Source organism: Sinorhizobium sp. GQ132 (assembly GCF_059758575.1).
Map to the genome: position 1 here is coordinate 731880 of NZ_JCAXDX010000002.1, position 21628 is coordinate 753507.

Sequence of the window (21628 nt, forward strand, 5' to 3'; positions counted from 1 at the left end):
CATTTCACTTCCTGCAGGAGTTCCCATGAGCGCTTTCGACTATGACCTCTTCGTGATCGGCGGCGGTTCGGGCGGAGTGAGAAGCGGGCGGCTGGCTGCGGCGCTCGGCAAGAAGGTGGCGATCGCCGAGGAGTTCCGGTACGGCGGGACGTGCGTCATCCGCGGCTGTGTACCGAAGAAGCTCTATGTCTATGCCTCGCAGTTTGCGGAACATTTCGAAGATGCCGCGGGATTCGGCTGGGTCGTCGGCGAGAGCCGTTTCGATTGGGCCAAGCTCGTTGCCGCGAAAGAACAGGAAATCGCCCGGCTGGAGGGTCTTTACCGTAAGGGCCTGGCGAATGCCGGGGCCGAGATCCTGGATACGCGCGCCGAGCTCGCCGGTCCGAACACAGTGAAGCTGCTTGCTAGCGGCAAGACCGTCACGGCGGAGCGCATCGTTATCGCGGTCGGGGGGCATCCGAGTCCGCATGACGCGCTGCCGGGCCATGAACTGTGCATCACCTCCAACGAAGCCTTCGATCTTCCGGCGCTGCCGGAATCGATCCTCATTGCCGGCGGCGGCTACATCGCGGTGGAATTCGCCAATATCTTCCACGGGCTGGGCGTGAAAACGACGCTGATCTACCGCGGGAAGGAAATTCTGTCCCGCTTCGATCAGGACATGCGGCGTGGTCTGCACGCAGCCATGGAGGAGAAGGGAATCCGCATCCTTTGCGAGGACATCATCCAGTCGGTCTCGGCGGATGCGGACGGACGGCGTGTGGCAACGACGATGAAACATGGTGAGATCGTCGCCGACCAGGTGATGCTGGCGCTCGGGCGTGTGCCGAACACGAAGGGTCTCGGGCTTGAGGCGGCCGGCGTCAGGACCAATGAGCTCGGTGCAATCATCGTCGACGCCTTTTCGCGCACGAGCACGCCGGGGATCTACGCACTCGGCGATGTGACCGATCGCGTGCAGCTGACCCCGGTGGCGATCCACGAGGCCATGTGCTTCATCGAGACGGAATACAAGAACAATCCGACCTCGCCGGACCACGACCTGATCGCGACCGCCGTCTTCTCGCAACCCGAGATCGGCACGGTCGGGATCACGGAAGAGGAAGCGGCCCGGAAATTCCAAGAGATCGAGGTCTATCGCGCCGAGTTCCGGCCGATGAAAGCGACGCTCTCCGGCCGTAAGGAGAAGACGATCATGAAGCTCGTCGTCAATGCCTCTGACCGCAAGGTCGTCGGGGCGCATATTCTCGGCCATGATGCCGGCGAGATGGCGCAGTTGTTGGGAATTTCGCTGAAGGCCGGCTGCACGAAGGACGATTTCGACCGGACGATGGCGGTTCACCCGACGGCGGCGGAAGAGCTCGTCACGATGTATCAGCCGAGCTATCGCGTGAGGAACGGGGAGAGGGTCGGCTGAGCCTCGCCCGCCGTCATCGTGACAGTCCACGTTTTCTGGTAGGATGGCTTTCCAAGCCCCCTGTTAACGTTTATAAGCCCGCATCCGCGAAAGTAGTCCGCCCGGGCGTTGTGGCAGATCGCAGGTATCGGCGGGGCTGCCGACGCGGACGCATGCAAATCCGGATGCCGGGCGGCGTGACGGCCGCAGGGCGCGACGCGGGCCGATCCGCGTCAGACAACAGGTGATGGAAATGGCACAGACTTGGACTCCGAACAGCTGGCGGCAAAAACCCATTCAGCAGGTGCCGGACTATCCGGACCTCGCAGCGCTCGATAGCGTGGAGGCGCGTCTTGCCAAGTATCCGCCGCTTGTCTTCGCGGGAGAGGCGCGCCGTCTCAAGAGCGCGCTTGCCAATGTTGCCGAGGGCCGCGGCTTCCTGTTGCAAGGGGGCGACTGCGCCGAGAGCTTCGCCGAGCATGGCGCCGATACGATCCGCGATTTCTTCCGCGCCTTTCTGCAGATGGCCGTCGTCCTGACCTTCGGTGCGCAGCAGCCGGTCGTCAAGGTGGGCCGCATCGCCGGCCAGTTCGCCAAGCCGCGCTCGTCGGGCATCGAGAAACAGGGCGATGTGACGCTGCCGAGCTACCGCGGCGACATCATCAACGGCATAGAGTTCACGGAGGAGGCACGCGTGCCCAATCCGGAGCGGCAGGTCATGGCCTATCGCCAGTCCGCGGCCACGCTGAACCTGCTGCGCGCCTTCGCCATGGGCGGTTACGCCAATCTCGAGAACGTCCATCAGTGGATGCTCGGTTTCGTCAAGGACAGCCCTCAGGCAGAGCGGTACCGCAAGCTCGCCGACCGGATCTCCGAGACGATGGATTTCATGAAGGCGATCGGTATCACCGCTGAAAACCATCCGAGCCTGCGTGAAACGGATTTCTTCACCAGCCACGAAGCTCTGCTGCTCGGTTACGAGCAGGCGCTCACGCGCGTCGATTCGACCTCGGGCGACTGGTACGCGACGTCCGGCCATATGATCTGGATCGGCGATCGTACGCGCCAGCCCGACCACGCCCATATCGAATATTGCCGCGGCATCAAGAATCCGCTTGGCCTGAAGTGCGGCCCGTCGCTGACCGCGGACGGCCTTCTCGAATTGATCGACGTCCTCAATCCCGCCAACGAGGCGGGACGTCTCACGCTGATCTGCCGCTTCGGCCACGACAAGGTCGCCGAGCATCTGCCGCGCCTCATCCGAGCCGTCGAGCGGGAGGGCAAGAAGGTGGTGTGGTCCTGCGATCCGATGCATGGCAACACGATCACGCTCAACAATTACAAGACCCGGCCGTTCGAGCGGATTCTGTCCGAAGTCGAGAGCTTCTTCCAGATTCACCGCGCCGAAGGCTCGCATCCGGGCGGCATCCATATCGAGATGACCGGCAACGACGTCACGGAGTGCACCGGCGGCGCACGTGCGCTTTCCGGCGACGACCTTGCCGACCGCTACCACACCCATTGCGATCCGCGCCTCAATGCCGATCAGGCACTTGAGCTGGCCTTCCTGCTCGCCGAGCGGATGAAGGGCGGCCGCGACGAGAAGAAGATGGTCGTCAACGGCTGATCGCTTCGATAAAGCCATCGGTTCAATATTTCTGAACCTGTGGCGCATTCTCTGAATTTGACTTTGGCCGGGCCAGCTTGAAAGCTTGCCCGGCTTTTATGTGTTGAAGTGCACAGGTTCGAAGGGGGCAGACGATGGAAATACACGAGGGCGGTTGCCTTTGCGGCGCTGTACGTTTCAAGACGCGCGGAAAGCTTCGCGAACTGATTTTCTGCCATTGCTCTCAATGCCGAAAGCAAACCGGGCTCTACTATGCGGCCACAAATGTGCTCGACAGTGAAATGGAAGTGGAAGGCGTCGAGAACGTGACCTGGTACCGTTCCAGCGATGAGGCGCGACGCGGTTTCTGCCGGCATTGCGGATCGGCCCTGTTCTGGAAGGCGGATGGATTGGACTACACGTCCATTCTCGCCGGAACGTTCGAGGGTGCGGTGGCGCTCGAGCCCGGCTATCACATCTTTTGCGCGGACAAGGGGAGCTATTACGATATCAGCGACGACCTGCCGCGCTTTCCAGAATCGCGGCCGTAGCGGCATAAGGCGTGCAGCGAATGCTGGGCAGTCAAGCAGCCCAATCGGAGGCTTGATCATAGGCGCTGGCCAAAGCCTCGATCTTGACCGCCTGCCAGGAGACATATTCCTCGATCAGCCGTGCGCTCAGCCAGAACCGTCCGCGTCGTCCATCCTCGGATTTTCCAAGGAACCCGGCTGCGTCGGCCCTGGCGAATATCCGGCGGACATGGGTATTCGATATCAGGTAGTGCTCGGCAAGTTTCGCCAGGCTGACATCGACCCATACCTTGCCGTCCATCGGCGCGAATTCGGAGACGCGCGTCATGAGATCGTCGAGGATCACGCCGCCCGATTCGGACCAGACAAAGATGGCGACACCCTTCGGCGGCGTCGTCCATCTGTTGTCGGAGAGGAGGCGCCGTGCCGCCAGCGGCTGGGCGCGTTCGAAAATCGATTTGTCCGCTTCGACGCGTGAGACTCTGGTTCCGCCGTCGAGGAGATCGATCGTGCTCATCTGACTCTTGAACCAGAGTCGCATCGCGGTCTCGCTGACCTCGGTCGGCTCGAGAGGGCGCGCTCTCTTGGTACGTCCGCCCGATGCCGGCTGAAGCAGCTTGTAAGCGACCAGTTCCGCCAGGAATGCGGCGGCCGTATTGCGGCTGGCGCCCCCGGTATCCCGCATGAACTTGAGCAACCGCGCGGCAGTGATGCCTGATTCCGGGTTGTTGGCATCCCGTTCCAGATGCAGGGAATAGGCCGCTTGGGTCAGCATCCACTTCTGGTGTGACGCCACCAGACGCGCAACGCGCGGGAAGAGGTCGTTGACGGCGATCAGCGTTCGCGCGCCTGCCTGCAATATTTGCGGGAAATTTGGATTTTGCACCAAGTCGCTAACCGTCAAGCCGGTTGGTACCTGCTGCTCAGAGCTGCCCTTCTCCGCGACCCGCTGCATCTGCTGCGCGCGCCCCCCACTCCTGCGCTGGGGGCACTGCAATGGTCCCTTCGCCCCACATTTACCATTCACGCGTAATCATCAATGCGCAAGGCCTGCGTTTTGTTTCACACGAAATTGAAATCTGCACGTGTGCGAGCGCTTTACTGAACAAGAACGGGCCGTTGGCATGTGACGCCGGTGACGCGCACGTCGGCCTCGCCGACGCGCACGCCGACCAGGAGCAGTAGATTGTAGAGCAATTGATCGACGGGTGCGGTCACGGCGCCGAGTGTTTGCGCCAGGGCCTGCTGCAATAAAGTCGGACTTCCGATCGAGAGGAGACCGCCCACATTGATCTGGGCGTCGAGATTGCCGAGCAGGGTCTTGGTCGTCGAAGAGAGAATATCCCTGGTCGAGACGCTCTTGATCGTCCGCGAGGCAACCTCGGTGGGGCTGAATGTCAGGCGAGAGGGTTGCAGGTTCTTGGACTCGACATGGGCGATGCCGTCGATCTTGATCAGACCGTCGAGGAGCCGCGCCCGGGTCACCCGGGCATCGGACGAAAAGCTCGACAGGACGGTGGGATCGACATCGCCGAGGGCGATCTCCGCCACGCCGGGAACCGCATCTATGATCACCGCCGCATTCTCCGGCCTTCCGCCATAGCAACGGATGTCCGAAAGCTTTGCTTCCGCATGGGCGAGTTCGACATAGATCGGCAGCCGAATGCGGGTTCCGGCGAGAGCCGCGAGACCGTCGATGACGACTTCGACAGCGAGGCGCGTCTGTGCCGTTCTTACTGCCGCGCCTGGTGAACCAAGGCGATGGCTCGGCGTTTCCACGGGCGGTTCGCCGATCGCGAGCCTGACCTTTACCGAGGCAATACCTGGCAGACCCGCAACGGCGTCGAGAGCGATCTGCTGTTCGCCGTTGGCAATCACCGCAGCGGCAGAGACGATTTGCAACGCACTGACTTTCATCGCCCAGTCCGAGCCCGCATCTATGCCGAGGCGATTTTTCGGGTCGATGTTGAGGATCTGCGCCAAAGTGAATGTCTGCCTGTTCCCGGCTGTTGCGAGTTCGACGGACTTGAGCGCCGAAGTCACCGTTCCGGAGAGCCCCTGCACGAGCCGCAGCGATCCGAGCAGTTGCGGCATCGTCAGTTCCGTCGTCAGCACGTCTTCATAGGAAGCGGCCGTGAGACTGAGGCGGGTGGCTATGATCTTGAGGAATGGCTGGATATCGATGTCGGCGTCGATCAATGCCTCGTAATCCATGACCTTCAGCGCCACGTTGGTGCCGAGCATCTGGCCGAGGATCGCGTTCAAGAGGCCCCCATTGAGGCTGGCAAGGCGGGAGCCGACGGAGAAGGCAGCGATTTTCGAACTCGCCGCGGTGCCGATCACGCTCAAATCTGGCGACTCGCTGAACAGCGCCACGAGATAGATGTCGCCCTTCTTCTCAAGCGTAACCTGGACGGCGTCGGCGGGCAGGGCCCCCCTGATGAACCGTTGGCCGGCATCGATCGTCGGGTCGGGGACATAGCGCCCGCGCACGACCGTAGCCACCCCCTTTGCGGCGGTTTCGACGTCGTTCGGCAGGAGTTTGCCGTCCACAGTCATCAGCCCCGAGGGAGTCGAGACGGCGAAGCCGAGACCGTTGCTCCGGAAGTGGGCGAGCACGGCCTCTTCGGCTGAACTTACATTGGCCGCGGCCGCGATCGAGGCGAGGTCCGCGACAGACTGCAGCTCGCGCCGCTGAAGGGTGAGATAGCCGTAATCGATGCCGAGCCCCATCGACGCGACCACCAGCGGCATGACGAGGGCCGCCGAGACGCCAATATTGCCGGTGCGGGACTTCAGGTATCGCCGGACGGCGGATGTCGCTCCTTGCATCTCAGATGCCTCCCACACGTATCGTCGCGTAACGCTCGATCTGCTCACCCGGCAGGGCAAAGGTGAAGAGCTTCCAGATGGGGAGGTCGCTTGCGTCATAGGAGATGGTGACGGTGAACTGGTTGGTATTGTTGGCATCATCGCGGACGGTGACGTTCATGCGGGAGGAGTCGATGAAGGTCTGGCTCATCGTCGTGCGCCGGATGTAATCGGTCGCAAGGCGCTCCCGCTCTTCTTCGGAGAGGCCCGCAATCGCCGTCCGTGCCGCATCCGCGGCTATCTGCTGGATGGAATGTGCGGCGCTCAGATAGATCCCGTAGGCTATCAGCGTCAGCACGCACATGAAGAAAAGCGGCGCAATGACTGCGAATTCAATGGCGGCAGCACCCTTCCGACTGGCGAGCAGGCGGTTGAAAACGGACATGCGGCATCTCCAAAGTATTATGAGTATTTGTTTCCCATTGTCTCTGCAGCTTCAGGCTGCGCCACAATCGTTAATTATTCTATACACCTGCAAGTATTTGTTTTTGCTTGTGGAAAACTGCAATTTAGGAAATATTTATTCGCGTTTTAATTGAAATCGGTGGAGTCTGCCACATTTCCCTGCGGGGACGCGGTTCGCTTGGAATCAAGAAGCGTTTCACTGCTTGTCGAAAGCAGTGAACGCTTGTTGATTCCGGGAGGGGATTGGCCGTCCGGGCCGGGTCCGTTCACAAACCAGCGCTATAAAGCTCGGCGTGAGACTTGAAGAAGCGCTCGGTGCTGTAGCGCTTGCCGAACATCATGTCGTGCTGCAGGAAGCGGTAGTCACGCAGCGATGCGGGCACCTTCGGCTGGCGCAGCCAGTCGGCGACGTCCTTGCCGTTCTTGCGGATCAGCATGTAACGGTCGAGGACACGGTAGTGGTCGTAGACCTTGCCGAGGAACCCCGTGTAGTAGGGATGCTCGTAGCCCGCCTGTTTCAGGATCTGGTAGGAAAGGAAGGCCGGGCTGATCGTGCCGATGTTCTTCTTCGGCCCCGTCTTGTTCGACCAGACGACGAGCGGCGTCTCATGCTCGGCCTTCATCTGATCCTTCGGTCCCTTGCGCTCGGCCGTGATGCCCTTCATGTAACCGGTGCTGGAATAGACGGTGTTCAGCGGCGGAAGGTGGTCGCCGAAGAGAACGATGATCGTCTCCCGGTCGCGCTCTTTCGCCCAGTCCATCAGCATCTTGAGGCTGTCGTCGGCTTCCTTGACGCCTTGCGCATAGGTGGCGAGCACCTGGCGGTCGGCTTCGGGAAGATCGCCCTCGACCTTGATCGTGTTCTTCGCATAGCGGTTGGCCTCATAGGGACCATGGCCCTGCAGGGTCACCGCGAAAAAGAAGAAAGGGTCCTCCACCTCGTCCGCCTGGCGGATGATTTCCTTCGTCAAAGACTCGTCCGACGCAAAGATGCCGCGCTTCTGCATGGCCGGCATGTTCTCTTCCGACCGGAACATGTCGAAACCGAAGGCCTTGTAGACGGCTGTGCGGTTCCAGAACCATCCCTGGAAAGGGTGAATGGCGCGCGAAACATAGCCTTCGCCGCGGAAGAAGGTGGCGAGTGAGGGAATCGGATTGCGGATATATTGCTGGTAGGGGATGCTGCCATAGGGCAGGAACGCGTTGGAAAAACCGGTCAGCGCTTCGAATTCGACATTGGCGGTCATGCCGCCGAACTCCGGAGAAAAGACGTTGCCGCCCTGCAGTTCACGGATCGTCGGCATGGGATCGGGCGTGAGCTTCACCTTGGGCAGGCGCGTAGGATCCCAAAAGGACTCGCTCATCAGCACGATCACATCCGGTTTGCCGCGATGGGTCGTGCCGGCGGGAAGCGACTTTACCGGAATCCGGTCGATCGCGTCCGCCATATAGCCGGCCGGCGCGCTTACGTTGGCCATCGGGAGGTTGATGGCAAAGGCAAGCGCGAAGCCGTTGTGGCGGTAGTTCTCGGTCTGGTCCCACATGATGGGGATGACACGAAGCCGGTCACGGATCCACGAGAACTGGTTGTAGTCCATAATGTTCCAGAATGCGACCAGCAGCGGCAGGGCGAATGCGATCCGCATCAGCCGCTCCCGACGTGTCAGCTTGGGAAAGTTCCGCCAGGCGTACCGCAGCAGGAGCGCGCCAACGACGATGGCCGCGATCAAGCCGGCGACGACGCCGACTGCTGTCCACGGCCTGTCCTTCACGAGTACCGGCATCAGCTCCATGATCTGCCGGCCGAAAAGGAAATCGGTCGGATAGAGCGGATCGGACAGGAAGACCTGCTTCTGCTGACTGATGAATGCCGGCACAACGGCGAGCGGCGCGACGAGCAGCGCCGCCTTGTGTTCGCGGCCGAACAGGGCATCGACGCCGAGCATGGCGAGGAAGAACACGGCGACCGTGGTCCAGGCCGGGCGCATGGGATCGGTGAAATAGGCGACGGTGTCGGGCAAGGACCAGCGCACGATCAATTCGACGGTGAAGACGAGCGCCGTCGCAATGAGAAGCGTGAAGAGAGCACTGCGGGCGCCCGACAGGGTTCTCGTATATCTTGCGGAAGAGCCTTGCCCGTCGGCGTAGACTTGAGAGCTGCTCACGGCGGAATCGATACGGGCCAACGGGCGTCTCCAATTTCACAAATATTTCACTCTACCGTCATACGACTGTCATCTTGAACAGGGGATGAATGGCGGAAACGGCGCCGCCGCCGCCAGGTTCCTGTGGCGGCTAAAGAATTTCTGCGCTGCGCTTAACGGTCCGAAAACACGAAGCTTTTTGGATTTTTTCCGCCGGATCTCGATTGAGTGCGGGTTTTTTTCCCCCGGATGCGGTAAGAACAACGCGAACGAAGCATGTATTCGCTGACGAGAGACGACGGGCCCGCTCATGAATGCACAGAAAGCCGCTCCCTCAACGCTACGGATCGCCGTGGCACAGCTCAACCCAACGGTCGGAGACATTGCCGGCAACGTCGCAAAAGCACGCGAGGCGCGGACGGCGGCGGCGCGCGAAGGCGCCGATCTCCTGCTTCTGACCGAGCTCTTCATCTCCGGCTATCCGCCGGAAGACCTCGTCTTGAAGCCCGCTTTCCTGAAGGCCTGCGAGCAGGCGGTGGAGAAGCTTGCGGCGGAGACGGCAGATGGCGGGCCGGGCGTCGTCATCGGCTTTCCACGGCAGGCCTCCGGCCTCCGGCACAATTCGGTTGCAGTTCTCGACGCTGGCAAGATCATCGCTATCCGCGACAAGGTCGACTTGCCGAACTACGGCGAATTTGACGAAAAGCGCGTCTTCGACGCGGGTGAGATGCCGGGCCCGGTGAACTTTCGCGGCGTGCGGATCGGCATACCGGTGTGCGAGGACATATGGGGCGATCTCGGCGTCTGCGAGACTCTCGCGGAGAGTGGCGCCGAAATCCTCCTGTCGCCGAACGGTTCGCCCTACTACCGAGGCAAGGTCGACGTGCGCCATCAGGTGGTGCTGCGGCAGGTGATCGAGACCGGTCTGCCGATGATCTATGCCAACCAGCTCGGCGGCCAGGACGAGCTGGTTTTCGACGGCGCGAGTTTCGCCTTCAACGCGGACAAGTCGCTGGCATTCCAGATGAGCCAATTCGAAGAGGCGGTGGCCGTCTCAGAATGGAAAAGGGGCGCGGACGGCTGGACCTCGGCCAACGGGCTCAAGTCGCGCATACCGGAAGGCGAAGAGGCCGATTACCGCGCTTGCATGCTGGGCTTTCGCGATTACGTCAACAAGAACGGTTTCAGGAACGTTGTCCTGGGCCTGTCCGGCGGCATCGATTCGGCGATCTGCACGGCGCTTGCGGTGGATGCGTTGGGCGAGGAGCGGGTTCGCACGGTCATGCTGCCCTACCGCTACACCTCGCGCGAGTCGTTGCAGGATGCCGAGGCATGCGCCAAGGCGCTCGGCTGCCGCTACGACATCGTTGCGATCGAAGAGCCGGTCGAGGGCTTCCTCAGCGCGCTCTCCGACACGTTCGAGGGAACCGAGGCGGGCATTACCGAGGAAAACCTTCAGAGCCGTACGCGCGGGACGATCCTGATGGCGATCTCCAACAAATTCGGCTCCATGGTGGTGACGACGGGCAACAAATCCGAAATGTCGGTCGGTTACGCCACGCTTTATGGCGACATGAACGGCGGCTTCAATCCGATCAAGGATCTCTACAAGATGCAGGTTTACGCGCTGGCACGCTGGCGAAACGGCACCGTTCCGCCGGGAGCGCTGGGTCCGTCAGGCGAAGTCATTCCGCAGAACATCATCGACAAGGCGCCGTCGGCCGAACTCCGCCCCGACCAGACGGACCAGGATTCGCTGCCGCCTTATCCGGTGCTCGACGACATTCTCGAATGCCTGGTCGAGAAGGAAATGAGCACGGAGGAGATCGTCGCGCGCGGGCATGAAGAGGCAACCGTTCACCGGATCGAGCACCTGCTCTACATCGCCGAATACAAGCGCCGCCAGTCGGCGCCGGGCGTGAAGATCACCAGGAAGAATTTCGGCCGCGACCGGCGTTATCCCATCACCAACCGCTTCCGCGACAGGGGGTAATCATGCGCAGTTCGGTGGAGATCTTCGACATCGCGACCGGCGATACGCGCGTCGTCTGGCAGACGGAGCGGCTGGTCGAGGCACCGAACTGGTCACCCGACGGAAAATTCCTCATCATCAACGGCGACGGCAGGCTTTATCGGCTTGGCTTCGACGGTTCCGAGCCCACGGAGATCGATACCGGCTTTGCCCGGCGCTGCAACAACGATCACGGAATTTCGCCCGACGGCAGCACGCTCGTGATCAGCGACAAGACGGAATTCGGCAGTTCGGCAATCTATCTCCTGCCGGCAGAAGGCGGCACGCCGCGGCTCGTCACACGCAACCTGCCGTCCTACTGGCACGGTTGGTCGCCCGACGGGCGCATGCTGGCCTATTGCGGAATCCGCGATCAGGTCTTCGACATCTACACGATTCCGGTCGAAGGTGGGGAGGAACGCCGCCTGACGCAGGGGCAGGGCCGCAATGACGGGCCGGACTGGTCTGCGGACGGGGAGTGGATCTATTTCAATTCGAGCCGTACCGGCCGCATGCAGATCTGGCGGGTGAGGCCGGACGGCGAGGATCTACAGCGTATCACTGACAGCCCCTACGGCGACTGGTTTCCGCATCCTTCGCCGGACGGCAGGCACCTGCTCGTGCTCTCCTATGACGGCGATGTCTTCGATCACCCGCGCGATCTCGACGTGCGCCTCCGCCTGATGGATGCGGACGGCGGCAATGCGCGCGTACTGTTGGAACTCTTCGGCGGGCAGGGGACGGTGAACGTCCCGAACTGGTCGCCCTCGGGCACCGCCTTTGCCTTCGTACGCTATCAGCCGGAGGAATAGCCTGCGGGGTCAGACACGCGGCAGGTTGTAAGGGGTGATTACTTCGACGGCGGAAAGATGCCGCTTTTCGGAGGCGCGGAGCGCGCCCCGGCGCTCCATGACCGCGTGGAAAGCCATGCGGACGTCCGTTTTCAGGTCGTGGTGAAGAACGAACTGGACAAGGCCCTGACGCAGGAGCTCCAGATTGTCCTCGTCGAGGTCGTGAGCGACGAAAAGAAGGCAGTCGCGCTGCAACTGTCTGAAGGCGTCTAGCACGGCGCGATTGCCTCCGCCGATCGAATAAGCAGCATTGATCTCCGGATGGCTGCCGATTGCCTTTAGGGCAAGTGCGCCTGTCTCCTCGTTCCGGCCGTGGCCCTCACTGATCTCGATCACGCCGATATGCGGATATTTTTCCCGCAGCACGCGGCGAAAGCCGATCTCGCGTTCCTCTTCGCCGCGAAAGCGGCTGCTCGATATGGTGACCAGCACCGTCGCAGGACGGTCCGCGAAGCGCTCGCCGACCAGGTAGGCCGCGGTTTCCCCGGCAGCGCGGTTGTCAGCCCCGGCATAGGCCGTCCGCGATGAATGCGGCAGATCGGTAACGAGCGTGACGACCGCAACTCCCGCGTTTTCGAGCCGCGCTACGGCGCCGGCAATCTCCGGCACGTCGGGCGCCTTGAGGACTACTCCGTCGGTTCCGCGAAGCCGAATACGGTCGAGCAACTGGCTGATGTCCTGCGGCCGCATGGTCTCGGCGAAATGGAAGCGGGACCGGAAAACGGTAGGCATGAAGGTCGCGGCTTCGCTTTCGAATGCCTTGCGCACCGCTTCGGTGAAGCGTTCCGGTGCCTCCATCACCACGTCGACGGCAAATTTGCGTCCCTGTACTTCAAGGCCGGCCTGCTGCCTCTCGAGTTCACGAATGGCTGCATTGACGCGCATTACCGTTTGCTGGCGCACGCCCCTCCGGCCGTTGAGGACGCGATCGACGGTCGCCGTACTGAGTCCCGCCTGGAAGGCGATGTCCTTGACGAGAAACGGATGTGCCACCTATCCCTCCTGATGGCTTTTTGATGGATTCCTGCTCTATATCAGAAGCGGGCAAGCCGTATAGTCGGATCATCGTCGTCCTTGAGGAGGAGAACTGATGAAGACGGACAATCCCGCGAGAGCGCGTCTGGAACGCGTCTGGCTCAGTGAGGCGGCCTGCGATATCGAGGAATTTCGCGCCGCGGTCGAGCACCGTGTCGGCCTGGCGGACTATCCGCACGCGGCAGACTGCCAGAAGAACGTCCTGATCTATGACAGCGCCCGTCTTATCGGTGATTGCGGCACGCAGGACGGCAGGCGGTCGGTGCTTGCGGAGATCTGCGATGTGCTCGCGACGGGGCCGGGCGTCGCGGTCTTCAAGCGTGCCTTCACCGATACGCATGTGGTCGACGAAGCGAGCCGCATCTTCGATGAGATTATCGAGGAGCAGCACCGCACCAACAGCGGCGGCGGCGATCATTTCGCCAAGCCCGGCGCCAACGACCGGATCTGGAATTCTCTGGAAAAGCACTGCCTGAAGAACCCTGAGAATTTCGCCGCCTACTACGCCAACGCCATCATTGCGCTCGTCAGTGAGGCATGGCTTGGTCCGAGCTACCAGATGACGGCGCAGGTCAATCGCGTCAATCCGGGCGGCGCGTCTCAATCGCCGCATCGCGACTACCATCTGGGCTTCCAGACCTCGGCCGTCATAGAGCAGTATCCGGCGCATGTGCACAGGCTCTCGCCGGTCCTGACGCTCCAGGGCGCGGTCGCTCACTGCGACATGCCGGTCGAAAGCGGGCCAACCCTGTTCCTGCCCTATAGCCAGACGTATCTGCCCGGATATCTCGCTTTGAGACGGCCGGAGTTCCGCGCCTATTTCGAAGAGAACCATGTGCAATTGCCGCTGGAGAAGGGCGATATCGTATTCTTCAACCCGGCACTTTTCCACGCCGCGGGCAGCAACCGGTCTGCGGGAATCAAGCGTGTGGCCAATCTTCTGCAGGTATCCTCCGCCTTCGGCAGGGCGATGGAAACGGTGGATCGCGAACACATGTGCGCCGTGCTCTTTCCGGCTCTGAAAGTCCTTGCGGCCGGCGGCAAGCTCACGCAGGACGAAATTGCCCATGCGGTTGCCGCGTGCGCCGAAGGTTATTCATTCCCGACCAATCTCGATCGTGATCCGCCGGTTGGCGGTCTGGCGCCCAGGACGCAGGCGCAGCTGATGCACCAAGCGCTTGCCGGCGAATGGAGTGCCGAAGCGTTTGCCGAGGCGCTGGCCGATCAGGCGGCGAGAAAGCTAAGCTAAACCACCTGGCTCAATGCACGGTCACGAAGCCATATTCACCAACATATCAAAGGGAGGAACAGGATGAGCACGGACCACGCACGACTGGACGGGAAGATCGCCATCGTGACCGGTGGCACGCAGGGGCTCGGTGCCGCGATTGCCGCACTCTTTGCCGAACGTGGCGCCGCCGGCATCGTGATTTGCGGGCGCAACGCGGCGAAGGGCGAGGCGAAAGCTGCCGAGATCGCCGCGGCGACCGGTTCGAAGGTCGTCTACGTGCCGGCGGATCTTGAGCGGGTGGAGGACGCCCGAACGGTCGTCGCGGCCTGCGACCGCACTTTCGGCCGGGTCGATGCGCTCGTCAACGCCGCAGCGATTACCGACCGGGGCACGATCCTCGACACCAGCCCGGAACTCTTCGACCGGATGTTCGCGGTCAATGCGCGCGCGCCATTCTTCCTGATGCAGGAGGTGATAAAGGTGATGCGGCGCGAGAAGACGGAGGGCACGATCGTCAATATCGGCTCCATGTCGGCGAAGGCGGGCCAGCCCTTCATCACAGCCTATTGTGCGTCGAAGGGGGCGCTGGAGACGCTGACCAGGAACACCGCCTATGCCGTCCTGCGCAACCGGATACGGGTCAACGGCCTCAACATCGGCTGGATGGCCTCGGAAGGCGAAGACCGGATCCAGCGCGAATATCACGATGCGCCGGCGAACTGGCTGGAAAAGGCGGCGGCGAGCCAGCCCTTCGGCAGGCTCGTAGACCCGGCCGAGGTCGCGCGTGCCTGCGCCTATCTCTCATCGGCAGAATCCGGCCTCATGACGGGTTCCGTCATCTGCTTCGATCAGTCGATCTGGGGTGCCTATGACGCCTCGCCTCATCCGGAGGCACCGCTCTGAAGCTCCCCTCTTGCTCGCCTTGCGTTTCGAGGGGAGCTATGGCCATATGCCGCCGTCAGGTGCCCGCGAAGGCGGGAGAATCGGGAAGCCGGTGCAGTTCCGGCACGTGCCCAGCGCTGTGACGGGGACGTTCGCGCCAAGTCGGTCTGAATCTTTTCAGACCTTTGCCACTGAATCTTCACGTGATTCGGGAAGGCGGCGCGAACGGATGATCCGAAGTCAGAAGACCGGCCTGGCGAGATAGACCGGCCCCGCGCGGACGGCGGGAGGTTTCCGCATTGTTGGGGATCGAACGATGCTGCCTGACCAGAACGGCTGCCTTGCGGCGGCCGGAGCTTTTTCGCCGGACGAGCGCGCCGCCGTCTATCGTGCCATAGAGACGCGCCGCGACGTGCGCGACGAATTCCTGCCCGAACCACTGCCTGAGGATCTGGTCGCGCGACTGCTCGCTGCGGCGCACCAGGCGCCGTCCGTCGGCTTCATGCAACCCTGGAACTTCGTGCTCGTGCGACAGGACGAGACGCGGGAGAAAGTCTGGCAGGCATTCCAGCGCGCCAATGACGAGGCCGCAGAGATGTTTTCCGGCGAAAGGCAGGCGAAGTATCGCTCGCTGAAGCTCGAAGGCATTCGCAAGGCGCCGCTCAGCATTTGCGTGACCTGCGACCGGACGCGCGGCGGAGCGGTCGTCCTGGGCCGCACCCATAATCCGCAGATGGATCTGTACTCGACCGTTTGCGCCGTCCAGAACCTCTGGCTTGCCGCGCGCGCCGAAGGGGTGGGCGTCGGCTGGGTCAGCATTTTCCATGAGAGGGAAATCAAGGCGATTCTCGGGATTCCGGAGCATATCGAAATCGTTGCCTGGCTTTGCCTGGGTTTCGTCGACAAGCTGTACCAGGAGCCGGAACTCGCCGCGAAGGGCTGGCGGCAGCGCTTGCCGCTCGAAGATCTCGTTTTCGAGGAAGGCTGGGGTGTCCGTTAGATCACGATGTTAGGGTCGATCTAAGGCCGACGCGGTTTGTTCGATACCCTCATTCCTGTGCTTGTCACAGGAATCCAGCCAGACCAAGTCCTTGGGCTGAAAGAACCCTTCCCGCGCCGCAGACGCGGCGCTGCTCTCATCCCTGTGACGAGTACAGGGATGAGGTGAGGAGAGATTGCAGTCCTCCGAAAAGTTTCCCACAGCGCCGCGCGTCTTATCAGACGCGCAAAGGTCGCTCCCTAACGGGCTCTGGATCAAGAACATGCGTGATTCTCGCAGAATGCTCGCAACGGCGCCTGTCAATTGTCCTGCAGCGGCTGGTATCGCGGCCCAAGCGGATGCTTGAGGTCGATCGCGCTCTCTTCCTGCGGAAGGAAAGTCGGACCGACGATGCGGACCTTGTTTTTGGTCGGGTCGTAGGGTCGCTCTTCTACCGGCTTGGGCGGCGCCTTTCTCTCGCTGCCGATGGTAATGACCGATGGGCTGACGGCGGTGAGCTTTCCGGCAGAGCCTGTCTTTTGCCTGTTGGCATCCGTTGCGGAATCCGGGATTCCGCAGCCACAGATGCCCGGTGAGCCGACACCGCGCGCCCGGTAGGCAAAGGCCGTTGGGAGGTCGGTGTAGGGCCGGCCGGTCGTTGCCGAAACCATCCGGTCCGCTTCTTCCGTTGCGAGCACATGGTAATAGAGCTCCGTCTCCGCACCCGGGCAGCGCGCGCGGCAGAGATCGGCGTCGCGACCGAAGTCCGCCGGCGTGGCATGCGAGGAGATGGGAAAGAAGGCGCCATCGCATGTTCGTACGCACATGGTTCTGAGGCTGCCGACGAAATCGGGCTCCATGAGCGGAAGCTCTGCCCCGGGGGCGTCGAGCAGAAGCGGATAGGCATCGCTGTCCGGCGGCAGGTCCCTCAGGATGTTCCGGTGAACCTCCGTTTCCCGGGCGGCGGCGCTCGCAAACTCGCCTTCGGCGCTTCCGGTATCCCAGGCCTCGCGCACCCCCGAGCAGTCGTTGAGTTCCATTGCAGCGAGGATACGCCGCCGAACGTCGTCGTCTCCACCGCCGATCAGATGCCTGCGCTGCGCCTTGAGTTGCCGCAGATTCTCCTCCATCCGCGCGATCGTCCCATCGAGTTCGGCGCAAGCCGCCTCGTCATCGCCGCCGATAATGACGACGCTGTCGCTGCTGCATTCCATTCGGCGGCGATCGTTCTTTGCGCGTCGCAGCTCGATGTTCTGGCGGGAGACCGCACCTGTAAAATCGCGCAGGCTGGCATTCGTCGTGAAACCCGTGGGAAGGCCGGCGAGGCGGGCGCTCAGCCGCTCGCAAACGCCGGATGCCGCAGCCGGGTCGGTTGTCGCCAACGCGAGCGGTACGAGAACCGCCGCGATGCGCCGGATCTTGGATGCCACCTTCGGGGACGCGGACACGTGCTTCTTCCTGCCTTGCAGCGGATCGTTGCCGATGTGTCCGCCTTACCGCCTCATCATAGGACCTTGTCGAGATGGTGCAACGGGAAGAGGGCATCTGCGTTAATTTGCAATGCCCTTGAATGGAAAGCAGTGGGCCGTGCGACCTGCACGGCCCGGAATATCGGGTCAGGCGGCGCGTGCCGTTTCGAGCGACATCGGGCGATCGAGGACGGTACCCTCGATGGAGGCCACAGCCTTCATCGTTTCGAGCAGGTTCCTGCTCACCTCCCAGGCAATGGCGACCGCATGGACGGAGCCGATCCTGTGTGGGTCGGCTATGCGCTCCCCCGGGCAACCCATGCGGCGGAACATTCGCTCCAGGAAAACGTCGGTGACCGTGACGATATGGCTGATGCCCGACGCAAGGCTCATTTCGCCCACACCGCACATCAGTTCGGCCGCGGCGATGGTGACCTGGTTCGATGCGCGATCCTGGGAAATTTCGGGATCGATGCAGAAGCGGCTCGATTCCCACACCGACGCACTGCGGATTTCCGGATTGTCCCCGAGCAGGATCGGGAACGTATCGTCCAGCATGTTCGGACCAAGCGTCGGAAGGAGCCTGAGAGAGCCACGAATCTTGCCAGTGTCCGGCGAGTACGACATGACATAGAGCGGATTGGCCTTGTCGTAGTGGTCGATTTCCCAGTCCCCTTCGGTCTTGACGTCCCACTTCAAGAAGTCGTGGAATACGCGCTTACGCAGCCGGAACATCTCGTCGATGGCCTGGGGATGCTGGCTGCGACCGTTTCCGTTCACTATCCTGATCATTTTTCGCTCCATGCGTGATTACGCGATGTAGCGATGCTGTCAGGCTCGGATGACATATGTAACTGTCTATAGTGACAGTTTATTTTCTTGTTTTTTCCCAATAGATTTGTGGGGGAAACTGCGAGTGGCCGGTCCTGTCCCGGGCCGGCAACCCGTCAGATGGTGGGGATCAGAGCATGTCGAACAGCGTGCGCTACGGCTTGCGTGTTGGACACTACATTGAGTTTGCGGCGGGCATTGGTCATGAAGAAACGCACGGTTCGCTCGGATATCCCGAGAATGGTTGCAATCTCCCAGTAGCTCTTGCCGGCCGCCGACCAGGTGAGCACTTCGGTTTCCCGCCCGGTCAGGCGGAGATCGCGCTCGTCGAGCGCCCCGGCCATGGCCGAATGTTCGAGCATGGAGGCGTGGAACAGGTTGGCAGCCAGCTGGAAATCGCGCAGATGACAACGGCGATAGGCGGACCACTCGACCGGCGACATATTGGCACCGATTGCGAGGAGCGCCATGCGGCCTGCAGGCGAGGGGAGCGGCAAGGCCACGCCTTCGGTGGAAAGCCCGATCTCCTCGGCCGCCTCGAAGAGGGGCTCGCATTCCGGAAAGCGGCGCCGCGCTGTCGCCCATTCCACAGGCCTGACACCGCCTAGCGCAAGCTTGAGGATCGGGTCGATCCTGTAAAGCTCCCTGGCGGCGTAGATTTCAGCGGCGTAGGCGCCGAAAGTGTGATGCAGGCGGCAGATTCTCAGACCATCCGGAAGAGACTCCGCCTCCAGATACAGGAGATGCGAGATGTTGAAGGTTCGACGCATCAGGGCGAAGAAGCGCTCGGGGTCGGCGCAACCTCCATATTCCACGATATCCAGCAAATTGAGGACAGCTTGTTGATTAGTCATGCCGTAACACCGAAACTTGCCCCTATAATAAACATGGTTTACGGCGGCCGGTTTTGTCTAGTGCAATATTTCATAAACGGTGCAGTAATCCGGTCTATACAATCTCAGGTTGAGTTTTGAGCCTGATATCGCCAGCGCGGCCGCGTCGTTTCCCTGGAAACAGCGCTTTTCGGCCCTCCATCGCCAATGAGGAGGCGCGCCATCCCTCAGACGGGATGGCTCGATTCGACGACGGCCAGCGCTGCCATGTTGACGACGCCGCGCGAGGTGACGGACGGCGACAGGATATGCGCCGGCAGCGCCGAGCCCAGAAGGATCGGGCCGACATGCAGGCTGTCCGTCATGGTTTTGACCACGCCGAGCGTGATGTTGGCGGCGTCGAGATTGGGGAAGACGAGCAGATTCGCTTCGCCGTTCAGCGTGCTGTCCGGCATCACGCGTTGGCGCAGGACCTCGGAGATGGCGGAATCGCCATGCATTTCTCCGTCCACCTCCAGATCGGGGGCTAGCTCGCGCACGAGCTGCAGTGCGGTGCGCATCTTGAAAGCGCTCTCGGAATCGCGCGAGCCGAAGTTCGAATGGGAGACGAGGGCGGCACGCGGCGTGATGCCGAAGCGGCGGATTTCGTTTGCAGCCATCACCGTCGTCTGAGCGATCTCCTCCGCGCTCGGGCTGAAGCTCACATAGGTATCGGTAAAGAAGGTCGCTCCGCGTTGTGAGATCAGGAGGCTGAGCGCCGAGAAGTCGAGTACGCCCGACCGCTTGCCGATGATCTGCGATACATCGCGCAAATGCTTGCTGTAGCGTCCCTCGACCCCGCAGATCAGCGCGTCCGCCTCGCCGCGCTTGACGGCGAGCGCGCCGATGACCGTCGTATTCGTGCGCACGATCGTGCGGGCCGCCTCGGGAATGACGCCGAGCCGCCCGACGAGGGCGAAATAATCATCGACATAGTCGCGGTAGCGCGGGTCGCCTTCGGGATTGACGACCTCGAAATCGACATCGGGGCGGATTCTGAGGCCGTAGCGCCGCAGTCGGGTCTCGATGATTTGCGGGCGGCCGATCAGGATCGGCTTGGCTGTGCCTTCCTCCAGCAGAACCTGGGCGGCCCGCAGCACCCGCTCATCTTCGCCCTCGGCGAAGATGACGCGGTTCTTCGTCGCATTCTTCGCTGCAGCAAAGACCGGTTTCATGATGAAGCCGGAGCGGAAGACGAAACGGTTGAGCTTGTCGAGATAGGCGTCGAAGTCCTGGATCGGACGCGTGGCGACGCCGCTTTCGGCCGCAGCCTTCGCAACGGCCGGTGCAATCCGCAGGATCAGCCGCTGATCGAAAGGCGAAGGGATCAGGTAATCGGGGCCGAAGACGGGCGTTTCGCCGGAATAGGCGCGGGCGGCGACATCCGACGGCTCCTCGCGGGCAAGGCCTGCTATCGCGCGCACGGCCGCCATCTTCATCTCTTCGTTGATGGTGCGTGCGCCGCAATCGAGCGCGCCACGGAAAATATGCGGGAAACAGAGGACATTGTTGACCTGGTTCGGAAAATCCGAGCGTCCGGTGCAGATCATGGCATCGGGGCGCGCGGCGCGGGCCACTTCGGGCATGATCTCCGGCGTAGGATTGGCCAGCGCCATGATCAGTGGCTTTTCGGCCATCCGGGCCAACAGTTCAGGCTTGAGAACGCCGGCGGCCGAGAGCCCCAGAAACACGTCGGCTCCGCCGATGCTGTCGGCGAGCACACGATTGTCGCTCTCCTGCGCGTAGACGGCTTTCCACTCGTCCATCAGGGCCTCGCGCCCCTTGTAGACGAGACCTTCGATGTCGTGGACCCAGATGTTTTCGCGCTTGGCGCCCAGCGTGACGAGGAGGTTGAGGCAGGCAAGCGCCGCCGCCCCGGCACCGGAGGCCACGATCTTGGCCTCGGCAATGTCCTTGCCGGCAAGTTCCAGGCCGTTCAGGACGGCGGCAGCGACGATGATCGCGGTCCCGTGCTGGTCGTCGTGGAAGACCGGTATTTCCATTTTCTCGCGCAGACGCCGCTCCACCTCGAAACATTCGGGAGCTTTGATGTCCTCGAGATTGATGCCGCCGAAGGTCGGCTCCAGCGCCGAGATGACGTCGACCATCCGATCGACCGTCGGTGCGTCGATCTCGATGTCGAAGACGTCGATCCCCGCGAATTTCTTGAAGAGAACGGCCTTCCCCTCCATCACGGGTTTGGAGGCCAGGGGACCGATATTGCCAAGACCGAGAACGGCTGTGCCGTTGGATACCACGGCGACGAGATTGGCGCGGGCGGTGAAATCGGCGGCGGTCTCGGGATTGTCCTTGATGGCGAGGCAAGGTGCGGCGACCCCCGGCGAATAGGCGAGCGCCAGGTCGCGCTGATTCCCGAGTGGCTTGGTCGGCTGAATCTCGAGCTTGCCGGGGCGAGGATAGCGATGGAAGAAGAGTGCCTGCTGATCGATGTCTCCGCTGGCGGGAACGGCCTGGGATTTCGCTTTATCGCCCGTGTTCATGCCTTTGCATTCCT

17 protein-coding genes and 1 riboswitch are annotated in these 21628 nt (G+C 62.0%); of the genes, 8 read left to right on the forward strand and 9 right to left on the reverse strand.

From position 1 onward, the window contains the following. The first annotated feature begins 25 nt into the window (after positions 1–25). From gor to AC6CIG_RS07595, 3 genes are all read left to right on the forward strand, one after another. Positions 26–1417 (forward strand): glutathione-disulfide reductase, encoded by a 1392-nt coding sequence (gene gor, locus AC6CIG_RS07585; protein ID WP_018095147.1) that lies wholly within the window; start codon positions 26–28, stop codon positions 1415–1417. A 232-nt stretch (positions 1418–1649) separates the two neighbouring features. After that, positions 1650–3023: a class II 3-deoxy-7-phosphoheptulonate synthase gene (locus AC6CIG_RS07590; protein ID WP_026168613.1), complete on the forward strand. Its 1374-nt coding sequence runs from the start codon at positions 1650–1652 to the stop codon at positions 3021–3023. 134 nt (positions 3024–3157) lie between these two features. Next, positions 3158–3553, forward strand: coding sequence for a GFA family protein (locus tag AC6CIG_RS07595; protein WP_127711928.1), 396 nt, complete (start codon positions 3158–3160; stop codon positions 3551–3553). A 31-nt stretch (positions 3554–3584) separates the two neighbouring features. Here AC6CIG_RS07595 and AC6CIG_RS07600 read toward each other — a convergent pair whose 3' ends face one another. From AC6CIG_RS07600 to AC6CIG_RS07615, 4 genes are all read right to left on the reverse strand, one after another. Continuing rightward, the gene (locus AC6CIG_RS07600) at positions 3585–4418 is read right to left on the reverse strand and encodes a hypothetical protein (protein ID WP_437407816.1); all 834 of its coding nucleotides are present in this window, start codon (positions 4416–4418) and stop codon (positions 3585–3587) included. Positions 4419–4630: 212 nt separating this feature from the next. After that, a complete protein-coding gene (locus AC6CIG_RS07605) occupies positions 4631–6364 on the reverse strand; it encodes a TadG family pilus assembly protein (RefSeq protein ID WP_498322582.1) in 1734 nt (577 codons plus the stop codon). A 1-nt stretch (position 6365) separates the two neighbouring features. Further along, a complete protein-coding gene (locus AC6CIG_RS07610; protein WP_018095143.1) occupies positions 6366–6788 on the reverse strand; it encodes a TadE family protein in 423 nt (140 codons plus the stop codon). Positions 6789–7074: 286 nt separating this feature from the next. Further along, positions 7075–8994, reverse strand: a complete 1920-nt coding sequence (locus AC6CIG_RS07615; protein ID WP_437407641.1) for an LTA synthase family protein — start codon at positions 8992–8994, stop codon at positions 7075–7077. Positions 8995–9262: 268 nt separating this feature from the next. On the opposite strand from AC6CIG_RS07615, the gene AC6CIG_RS07620 reads away from it, so the two are divergent. Beyond that, the gene (locus tag AC6CIG_RS07620; protein WP_018095141.1) at positions 9263–10945 is read left to right on the forward strand and encodes an NAD+ synthase; all 1683 of its coding nucleotides are present in this window, start codon (positions 9263–9265) and stop codon (positions 10943–10945) included. Positions 10946–10947: 2 nt separating this feature from the next. Beyond that, a complete protein-coding gene (locus AC6CIG_RS07625) occupies positions 10948–11775 on the forward strand; it encodes a TolB family protein (protein ID WP_437412254.1) in 828 nt (275 codons plus the stop codon). A gap of 9 nt (positions 11776–11784) precedes the next feature. Here the strand turns inward: AC6CIG_RS07625 and AC6CIG_RS07630 are convergent, their stop codons facing one another. Then, positions 11785–12807 (reverse strand): LacI family DNA-binding transcriptional regulator, encoded by a 1023-nt coding sequence (locus AC6CIG_RS07630; RefSeq protein WP_018095139.1) that lies wholly within the window; start codon positions 12805–12807, stop codon positions 11785–11787. A gap of 97 nt (positions 12808–12904) precedes the next feature. On the opposite strand from AC6CIG_RS07630, the gene AC6CIG_RS07635 reads away from it, so the two are divergent. From AC6CIG_RS07635 to bluB, 3 genes are all read left to right on the forward strand, one after another. Further along, positions 12905–14098, forward strand: a complete 1194-nt coding sequence (locus tag AC6CIG_RS07635; RefSeq protein WP_437407643.1) for a phytanoyl-CoA dioxygenase family protein — start codon at positions 12905–12907, stop codon at positions 14096–14098. Positions 14099–14161: 63 nt separating this feature from the next. After that, complete coding sequence (locus AC6CIG_RS07640; protein ID WP_437407644.1) at positions 14162–14983, forward strand: SDR family oxidoreductase; 822 nt, start codon at positions 14162–14164, stop codon at positions 14981–14983. 40 nt (positions 14984–15023) lie between these two features. Next, positions 15024–15233, forward strand: a riboswitch (cobalamin riboswitch). A gap of 45 nt (positions 15234–15278) precedes the next feature. Continuing rightward, entirely contained in the window at positions 15279–15962 is a 684-nt protein-coding gene (gene bluB / locus AC6CIG_RS07645) for a 5,6-dimethylbenzimidazole synthase (protein ID WP_018095136.1), read from the forward strand. A gap of 299 nt (positions 15963–16261) precedes the next feature. Here bluB and AC6CIG_RS07650 read toward each other — a convergent pair whose 3' ends face one another. The 4 genes from AC6CIG_RS07650 to AC6CIG_RS07665 all read right to left on the reverse strand — a co-directional run bounded on the left by AC6CIG_RS07650 (position 16262) and on the right by AC6CIG_RS07665 (position 21614). Beyond that, a complete protein-coding gene (locus AC6CIG_RS07650; protein ID WP_437407645.1) occupies positions 16262–17389 on the reverse strand; it encodes a DUF2865 domain-containing protein in 1128 nt (375 codons plus the stop codon). Positions 17390–17557: 168 nt separating this feature from the next. Then, complete coding sequence (locus tag AC6CIG_RS07655; protein ID WP_003534106.1) at positions 17558–18202, reverse strand: acyl-homoserine-lactone synthase; 645 nt, start codon at positions 18200–18202, stop codon at positions 17558–17560. 155 nt (positions 18203–18357) lie between these two features. Beyond that, the gene (locus tag AC6CIG_RS07660; protein WP_018095134.1) at positions 18358–19095 is read right to left on the reverse strand and encodes a helix-turn-helix transcriptional regulator; all 738 of its coding nucleotides are present in this window, start codon (positions 19093–19095) and stop codon (positions 18358–18360) included. A gap of 206 nt (positions 19096–19301) precedes the next feature. Further along, positions 19302–21614 (reverse strand): NADP-dependent malic enzyme, encoded by a 2313-nt coding sequence (locus tag AC6CIG_RS07665; RefSeq protein WP_018095133.1) that lies wholly within the window; start codon positions 21612–21614, stop codon positions 19302–19304. Positions 21615–21628: the final 14 nt, after the last annotated feature.

Coding starts and splice junctions, on each gene's coding strand:
- gor (WP_018095147.1), top strand. CDS start 26: ATGAGCGCTTTCGACTATGACCTCTTCGTGATCGGCGGCGGTTCGGGC.
- AC6CIG_RS07590 (WP_026168613.1), top strand. CDS start 1,650: ATGGCACAGACTTGGACTCCGAACAGCTGGCGGCAAAAACCCATTCAG.
- AC6CIG_RS07595 (WP_127711928.1), top strand. CDS start 3,158: ATGGAAATACACGAGGGCGGTTGCCTTTGCGGCGCTGTACGTTTCAAG.
- AC6CIG_RS07605 (WP_498322582.1), bottom strand. CDS start 6,364: ATGCAAGGAGCGACATCCGCCGTCCGGCGATACCTGAAGTCCCGCACC.
- AC6CIG_RS07610 (WP_018095143.1), bottom strand. CDS start 6,788: ATGTCCGTTTTCAACCGCCTGCTCGCCAGTCGGAAGGGTGCTGCCGCC.
- AC6CIG_RS07620 (WP_018095141.1), top strand. CDS start 9,263: ATGAATGCACAGAAAGCCGCTCCCTCAACGCTACGGATCGCCGTGGCA.
- AC6CIG_RS07625 (WP_437412254.1), top strand. CDS start 10,948: ATGCGCAGTTCGGTGGAGATCTTCGACATCGCGACCGGCGATACGCGC.
- AC6CIG_RS07635 (WP_437407643.1), top strand. CDS start 12,905: ATGAAGACGGACAATCCCGCGAGAGCGCGTCTGGAACGCGTCTGGCTC.
- AC6CIG_RS07640 (WP_437407644.1), top strand. CDS start 14,162: ATGAGCACGGACCACGCACGACTGGACGGGAAGATCGCCATCGTGACC.
- bluB (WP_018095136.1), top strand. CDS start 15,279: ATGCTGCCTGACCAGAACGGCTGCCTTGCGGCGGCCGGAGCTTTTTCG.
- AC6CIG_RS07655 (WP_003534106.1), bottom strand. CDS start 18,202: ATGATCAGGATAGTGAACGGAAACGGTCGCAGCCAGCATCCCCAGGCC.
- AC6CIG_RS07660 (WP_018095134.1), bottom strand. CDS start 19,095: ATGACTAATCAACAAGCTGTCCTCAATTTGCTGGATATCGTGGAATAT.
- AC6CIG_RS07665 (WP_018095133.1), bottom strand. CDS start 21,614: ATGAACACGGGCGATAAAGCGAAATCCCAGGCCGTTCCCGCCAGCGGA.